This window comes from Pseudodesulfovibrio karagichevae (assembly GCF_041414475.1).
Taxonomy (GTDB): Bacteria; Desulfobacterota; Desulfovibrionia; order Desulfovibrionales; family Desulfovibrionaceae; genus Pseudodesulfovibrio; species Pseudodesulfovibrio karagichevae.
On sequence record NZ_JBGLYH010000105.1, the window covers coordinates 1 to 7,198 of the forward strand.

Annotated in this window: 4 protein-coding genes; 1 reads left to right on the plus strand and 3 read right to left on the minus strand. The window is 64.6% G+C overall.

All coding sequences use genetic code 11. The annotated features are described in order from the left end of the window. Positions 1 to 186: 186 nt before the first annotated feature. Positions 187 to 1,794, minus strand: a complete 1,608-nt coding sequence (locus tag AB6M95_RS19140) for a lytic transglycosylase domain-containing protein (protein WP_371388344.1) — start codon at positions 1,792 to 1,794, stop codon at positions 187 to 189. A gap of 236 nt (positions 1,795 to 2,030) precedes the next feature. Here AB6M95_RS19140 and AB6M95_RS19145 point away from each other — a divergent pair, with 236 nt between their 5' ends. Continuing rightward, on the plus strand, positions 2,031 to 2,792 hold the full coding sequence (locus AB6M95_RS19145; protein WP_371388345.1) for a TrmH family RNA methyltransferase: 762 nt from the start codon (positions 2,031 to 2,033) through the stop codon (positions 2,790 to 2,792). Between the two features lie 393 nt (positions 2,793 to 3,185). Here AB6M95_RS19145 and AB6M95_RS19150 read toward each other — a convergent pair whose 3' ends face one another. Both AB6M95_RS19150 and AB6M95_RS19155 read right to left on the minus strand, forming a co-directional pair. Then, positions 3,186 to 3,863 (minus strand): CBS domain-containing protein, encoded by a 678-nt coding sequence (locus AB6M95_RS19150; RefSeq protein WP_371388346.1) that lies wholly within the window; start codon positions 3,861 to 3,863, stop codon positions 3,186 to 3,188. Positions 3,864 to 3,942: 79 nt separating this feature from the next. Further along, positions 3,943 to 6,813 carry a hybrid sensor histidine kinase/response regulator gene (locus AB6M95_RS19155; protein WP_371388347.1) on the minus strand — a complete coding sequence of 957 codons (2,871 nt, stop codon included), beginning with the start codon at positions 6,811 to 6,813 and terminating at the stop codon, positions 3,943 to 3,945. Between the last annotated feature and the right edge of the window lie 385 nt (positions 6,814 to 7,198).

A 7,198-nucleotide genomic window follows, 5' to 3' on the forward strand; every position in this document is an offset into this window, starting at 1 on the left:
CCGGTGGACGAACAATAAAAGTGTTACCCATGTACCCGGGCAGAACTGTTACCCATGTTTCCGGTTGCACAGGGAACCCTTTTCTCAAAGGGTTCCCTTCTCCCCTTCCCCCGGCCGCCGGAGGCGCAAAAAAAGGTCCCGGCAAGCGGTTTGCTTGCCGGGACCTTTTTGTATTCGTCGGTAGGGTTACTGGACGTAGACCTTGAGTTTCTGGCCTTCGTAGATGGTGGTCGAGGTGCTGATGGCGTTCCAGTGGCAGAGGTCGGAGACCTTGACGCCGAACTTGCGGGAGATGGAGTAGAGGTTGTCGCCCCGGCGGACCTTGTACTGGACCAGCTGGGCCTTGACCTTTCCGGCTTCCTTGACTGCCTGTTTGGTGGCCGCTTCGGTGCTGTTGGGGATGTAGAGCTTCTGGCCGACCTTGAGGCGGCTGGAGCGCAGCCCGTTGGATTTCCTGAGGGTGGACACCGTGGTGTTGAAGGACTGGGCGATGGACCACAGGGTATCGCCGGAGCGGACCACGTAGTTGCCGCGCTTGGCGGCGATGGCCCGCGTCTTGGCGGCGGACGAGGAAGACGAGGAAGACTCGCCGGGGGCCGCCGCAGCGATGGCGGCCGCGCTCGATCCGTGGCCGGGCACCATGACGTACTGGCCGGGACGCAGGGTGTTGGAGCGGGTGTTGTTCACGCTCTTGAGCACGTTGATGGGCACGCCGTAGCGCCGGGAGATGACCCACCAGGAGTCGCCGGAGCGCACGTGGTAGCGGGTGTAGCCCGCGTAGGGCCGGGAGCCGGGCTCATCCAGGTAGGCGATCATCTTGTCGGCCTTGTCCGCAGGCAGGTAGGCGGTGGCCTCCATGTGCGGCGGGCTGACCTGGCGGCGGAAGGCGGGGTTCAGCTCGTGGAAGTCCTTCCAGGACATGCCCCCGGCTCGGGCCAGGGCGAGCAGGTCGGTGCCGCCGGGCACCTTGACCGGGGTGATCTCGTATTCCAGGTCCCAGGACACGGGCTCGAAGCCGAGGGTGTCGAGGTTCTGGAAGATCTTGGAAATGGCAATGAACTTGGGGACGTAGTGGCGGGTTTCCTGTTTGAGCCGGTTACGCCGGGAGAGCTTGCGGTTCTTCTCGGTCAGCTCGAAGAAGTCGTCGCAGTTGGCCTGTTTCAGGGCGCGCGCGATCTTGCCTTCGCCCGCATTGTACGCGGCCAGGGCCAGATACCAGTCGCCGAACTTGTCGTACAGGTCCCTCAGATGGCGGGCCGCGGCGTCCGTGGCCTTGTAGGGGTCGCGGCGTTCGTCGATCCACCAGTCGGATTGGAGGCCGTACAGCTTGCCCGTGCCGCGCATGAATTGCCACATGCCGCCCGCACCGGCCCAGGAGTAGGCCTTGACGTTGTAGCCGGATTCGACAAAGGGCAGCAGGACCAGATCCTGGGGCAGCCCGTACTTGGTGAAGACGCGGCGCACATAGGGCAGGTAGGGCTGGGAACGTTCCAGCCAGCGCTCCATGGTCTTGCGCGCTTTATGGTTGTAATAGGTGAAGAAGAGCTCGACCTCGTCGCTCTCGTGCTGCTCCAGGTCGAATAACAGGCCGAACCGCTGGTTGAGCACGGCCTGCTCGGTCTGCGTCAGGTCCTCGCCGGGAGCCACCTCCGGGGCGGCCTCGATCTCGGGTTCGAGCGCCTCGGCGTCATCCGGCACGAGGTTCTCGGTGACCTGTTCCTCCACCGGCGGAGCCGCCTCTTGGGGAGTCTTGGGCGCGCAGCCCGCGGCCAGGCTCGCGATGAGCAGACCCATTGCAAATAAATATGTATAGTTGAAAACTCTCAAGCGATCCTCCGAGTTCGGCACACCATTATCAGATAAGTCCGGCTTTGAAAAGTCTAGAGAAAATCATGAGCACCGGATGCGCGAGACTATCAGCTAGCCCACCTTGCCATGGATTGCAATAGGAGCGATAAACGCCTACTAGAGCCCCTTGCCGATGGCAACCATGTGCAGCATTTTGCTGTCTTTACCATAAGGAAACAATAATGCAAGATAACGGCCGGGACAAAAAAGATTCTAAAATCTACATAGTTGGCAATAAGCCGGTCAAGGAATTGTTGCTGGATTCTCCGCAGAAGGTGGATTTTGTCGCCTTCCGCAAGGGGCGGCGCGATCAGGCCATGGAGGAAATCCTCGATCTGTGCCGGACCGGAAACGTGCCCTACAAGTCCGTGACCGCCAAGGATCTGGACTACATGTACCGGGGCAACCACCAGGGCGTGGCCGCCCGCTGCGCTGCGCTCGACTACACCCCGCTCGAACAGCTCCTCGAACAGGCCCCGGAAGCCCCCCTGCCGCTCATCGTCGCCCTGGACCAGGTCCAGGATACCGGCAACGTGGGCGTGCTCGCGCGCACCGTCCACGCCCTGGGCGGGGCCGGGCTCATCGTCTGCCAGCACCACGGCGCCTACATAGGCGCCGGAGCCGTGCGCTCCTCGGCCGGGGCCCTGAACAAGCTCCCCGTGGCCAAGGTCGGCAACCTCGCCAACGCCATGAAGGACTGCGTCAACTACGACTTCACCATCTACTGCGCCCGCATGGCCCCGGATTCCGAAAACGTCTACACGACCGACCTCCGGACCCCGGCCGTGCTTCTGCTCGGCAACGAGGAAAAAGGCGTCCGCCCCGGCGTCGCCAAGTTCGCCCACCACAGCCTGCACATCCCCTTCCTGCGCGAATTCGACTCCCTCAACGTCGCCCAGGCCGGGGCCATCATCGTCTCGGAGTTCGCCAGACGGCTGGGGTAGGGGGGGGGACGCCGTCAGGAATGCCTCCGGCGGGCCCTCGCCGGGCGGGCGTCTCCGACGGGCAGGGCGCTGCCCTGCACCCGCCAGGGAGCAAAGCCCCCTGGACCCCCATCGCCTCGCTACGCTCGGAAGGACCGCCTTCCGCCGTGCCGGTTGGCGATTTCGGGCAAAAAAACGGAACGAACGGCGTGCTTCTTCACCGAAAGAAATACGCCGTTTTTTCCGCCCGAAATCGCGGGGTTTTTCTTTTGAGAAAAGCGACCCCGTTAAGAGAGGTATCTTCGCTGCCGTTCGAAAACGCCGCAAAACGGTTTTCCTCAACTCCCCTGCCCGATGGAGCGGCAGCGATAGGGCAGGGCACCATCCCCAAGAAAGGGCTGCAGGGAGGCCTTCCTAGATTAGATCGACGGTAACGCCCTCAGCTACGTAGAACAACAACGTGTACTTGCTTTGCAGGAGCTCTACGACGTCCTCGATGGACTTGTCGCCGAGGTCGGCGATGGAGACGTAGGCGTTGCGGGAGCCGCAGCGGGTGGGGTCCACGGCGGTGAAGACGCTGGTGAAGACGATGCCCTTGGCGCGCAGGTCGCAGAGGATGTCGGCCAGGGCGCCTTCGGGGCCGTCCATGCGGATGCCGAACTGGGCTCCGCCGCGCGCGGAGCCCGCCGAGGCGCAGAGGAAACGGAGCACGTCGAGCTGGGTGATGATCCCCTCGAGGCGGCCGCTGTCGACCACGGGCAGGCCGCCGACCTTGTGCTTGACCAGGATGTCGGCCACTTCGGTCATGGCCGCGTCCGAGGGCACGGAAACGGGGTCCAGGGTCATGATGTCCCCGGCGGTCAGGGTGTACAGGCCGCCGCCGCTTTCGACCACGGCGTCGCCGGGGATGAACTTGGACGGCATGGCGTCGCGGATGTCCCGGTCAGAGACGATGCCCACCAGGCAGCCCGCGCTGTCGATGACCGGAAACTGGCGAATGTTCTTTTCCCGCAGAATCTCGGCCGCATCCAGCACCGAAGAATTCACTCCCAGGGCGATGACGTTGACCGTCATCCAGTCTCTGACCAGCATCGGCTACCTCCTGTACGGCGATTTCCGGGATGGAAACGGTCCGCAATACCTACTCTGTAAGTCCGCAAATTGCAATGGGTTACAGCCGCGCGGCCTCTTTCTCCACGGCCCGGACCAGGGCGTCGAAGCGGGGCACGAGATCCTTGACGCCTTTCTTCACTTCGTCCATCTCGCCGCAATAACATCTTTTTTCCAGCGCGCGGGACAGCTTGACCACATCCATGGCCAGGACATGGCTAGAGATGTTGGTGATGGAGTGCAGGGCGGCGGCCACGGCCTTGGCGTCCATGGCCTTGATCCCCCTGTGGAGGTCTTCGCGCTTGGCCTTGGCCTCCAGGAGAAAGAGGTCGAGGATGTCCTTGTACAGGTCCATGTTGCCCTCGAACCGCTTGCACAGGCTGTCCACGTCCAGGGTGACCTCGATCTTTTCCTCGGCCCGAGGCTCGGGCTGCGGGGGCACGGGGCGGCAGGCCATCTCCTTGCGGGCCTCGCGGTCGGCGGTGCAGCGGACGATGGCCTCGGACAGCTTGTGCATGTCCACGGGTTTGCTGACGTAGTCGTCCATGCCCGCCTCGAGCATCCGCTCGCGGTCGCCCTTCATGGCGTAGGCGGTCAGGGCGATGATCGGAATCCTGCGGTCGTACAGGCGGCCGTCGGACTCGCGGATGGCCCGGGTGGCCTCCAGGCCGCTCATCTCGGGCATCTGGACGTCCATGAGCACCACGTCGATGCTCCGGCCCTTTTCACGCAGGGCCTCCAGAGCCTGGACCCCGTTCTCGGCGGTGGTTACGGTGTGGCCGAACATGGTCAGGAAGTGTTGCAGATACTTCCGGTTCATGGGGTTGTCGTCGGCCAGCAGGATGTTCAGGTGCAGGGCGCGCGGGGTGCGCTGCCTGACCGGGGCGGCCTCGTGTTCGGGCTCCTCGACCAGGCCGAACCAGGCGGTGAAGAAGAATGTGCTGCCCTGGTCCACCACGGACTCCACGCCGATTTCGCCGCCCATCATGTTGACCAGTTGGCGGGAGATGGTCAGGCCGAGGCCGGTGCCCTGGTGCTTCTTGCGCAGGGAACTGTCCGCCTGGGTGAAACTGTCGAAGACCGCGTCGAGCTTGTCCTCGGGGATGCCCACGCCGGTGTCGCGGACCTTGAACTGCAGGCAGGCGCGCCCGGACTCGATGCGCGAGAGCTCCACGCTCAGCTCCACCAGCCCGCGCGGGGTGAACTTGAGCGCATTACCGATGAGGTTCCACAGGACCTGGCCCAGGCGGTCGGGATCGCCGTTGAGCCTGGCGGGCACGTCGTCGGCAACGGAATAGCGGAAGACCAGCCCGTGGAGTTCGGCCTGGGGGCCGAAGGAGCGCACGCTGGTCTCCAGCGCCGAGCGGAAGGTGAAATCCTCGGGCTTGAGCTCCATGCGGCCCGCCTCGATCTTGGAGATGTCCAGGATGTCGTTGACGATGTTCAGCAGGGAGTTGCTGGCGTCGCGGATCATGTCCATGTGCTCGCGCTGGGTCTCGGTCAGGCCGGTGGTGACCATCATCTCGGCCATGCCCAGGATGCCGCTGATGGGCGTGCGGATTTCGTGGCTCATGTTGGCCAGGAACATGGACTTGGCCATGTTCGCCTCAAGCGCGGCGCTGGAGGCCTCCTCGGCGGACCGGTTGGCCTCCACGAGCTTGCGGCTCATCTCGCCGTAGTGGATGGCCGAGCCGAAGAGGTTGGCGGCCAGCATCATGGACTCGATCTCCACGGGCAGCCAGTCCCGCTCGCGGCGGTGCTCGGACAACCCCAGGAACCCCCACCAGGCGTTCCCGGCGAAGACCGGCACGATCATGACCGACTTGGCCCCGGTGGCCGCGAACAGGGCCCGCTCCTCCTTGCGGAAATGCTTGACGTGGCCGGTGACCACCTTGCGCTTGAGCATGGCCCCGCGCCAGGTCTCGTAGCTGGGCGCGACCGCGATCTCCCGGCTCCCCGGCAGGGCGCTCAGGGGCGCGACCCACTCCGCGCCCCACTCGTTGTGCATGGACAGGACCTCCCCGCCGTCCGGGCCGCTGTCCTTTTTGAACAGGTAGATGCGGGTCACGTCCGCGACCTTGCCGAGCTTGGCCAGGGCCTCGTCCACGCCCTCGTTCCAGTCCACCTTGCGCAGGAACCGGCTGGCGAAGTTGGCCAGCACCTGGAGGATGGCGTCCCGCCGGAAAAGCAGTTCCTCGAATTCCTTTTGCAGGGACACGTCGCGGGCCATGCCCCAGACGCGCACGACGTCGCCGCCCGGACCCAGTTCCACCTCGCGGTTGACGTGCAGATGGCGGACCTTGCCCTCCTCGTCCACCACCCGGTACTCGAAGTCCAGGGGCCAGCCCTGGTCGAAGGTGGCCTCGTTGGCCCGGTCGAAGACCTCCAGGTCATCCGGGTGGACGTGGTTGCGCAGGCCGGACAGCCTGCGGCCGGGGGCCTCCTCCCGGCCGAAGATGCGCTGCAGCCCGCCGGACCAGAGGATGTCCCCGTTCACGTCCATCTCCCAACTGCCGAAGGCGTCGGTATGTTCCATCCAATCGAGCAGGCCCTGGCTGGACTTGAGCTGGGCCTCCGCGGCCAGCCTGTCCTTGAGGTGACGGAGGCTGCGGGCCAGGTCTTCGCGCGAGGTCGGCCCCGGCACGAAACAGTCGAAGGCCCCCTGGGCCAGAGCCAGGGCCTCTCCTGCCGGGTCGCGGGTCAGGACGATGGCCTGCCGCCCGTATTCCTCGCGGGCGCGGCCCACGGCGCGGGGCCAGGAGTCGTCGCCTTCGTCGGGCACGAACAGGACCAGCTCGGCGTCGTCCTTTTCCAGCCGGCGCACGCCACGGGAGAGAGTCGCCAGGCGGACCACCGTCCGCTCATGGCCCTCCGGCAGCAGGTCCAGGTCCCGCTCGTCCACATGCTTGCCCGCCAAGATCAGTATTTTCACGCAACGCCTCCGTTGGCCGCCCCGAAACATGAACAGTTCCCGCCGCCTACCCGATGTCCTTACGACACAAACGGGACAAGGGACAAGTGCATACCGCGTTTCCGAACGCCGGGCAGCCCCGCCAGGCCGGACGGGGCTGCGCAGGGTTGAGTGCAACCGTCTGAAAAGACAGCCCTTCCATTTTTCACCCCCCTTGCTTTCTGCCCGAACGGGGTTTACACACAGTACAGGCCTCCCCTGTGGAGCCCACTCCCGACACATAGACCCGAAAAGGTACAACCAATGAACTTTCTGCCCGACAACTCCATCCTGACCCTGCTCGCCGGGGCGACCCTGGCGGTCAAGATGGTCATGCTCTTCCTGGGGTGCATGTCCCTGTGGAGCT

Coding starts and splice junctions, on each gene's coding strand:
- AB6M95_RS19140 (WP_371388344.1), bottom strand. CDS start 1,794: ATGGGTCTGCTCATCGCGAGCCTGGCCGCGGGCTGCGCGCCCAAGACT.
- AB6M95_RS19145 (WP_371388345.1), top strand. CDS start 2,031: ATGCAAGATAACGGCCGGGACAAAAAAGATTCTAAAATCTACATAGTT.
- AB6M95_RS19150 (WP_371388346.1), bottom strand. CDS start 3,863: ATGCTGGTCAGAGACTGGATGACGGTCAACGTCATCGCCCTGGGAGTG.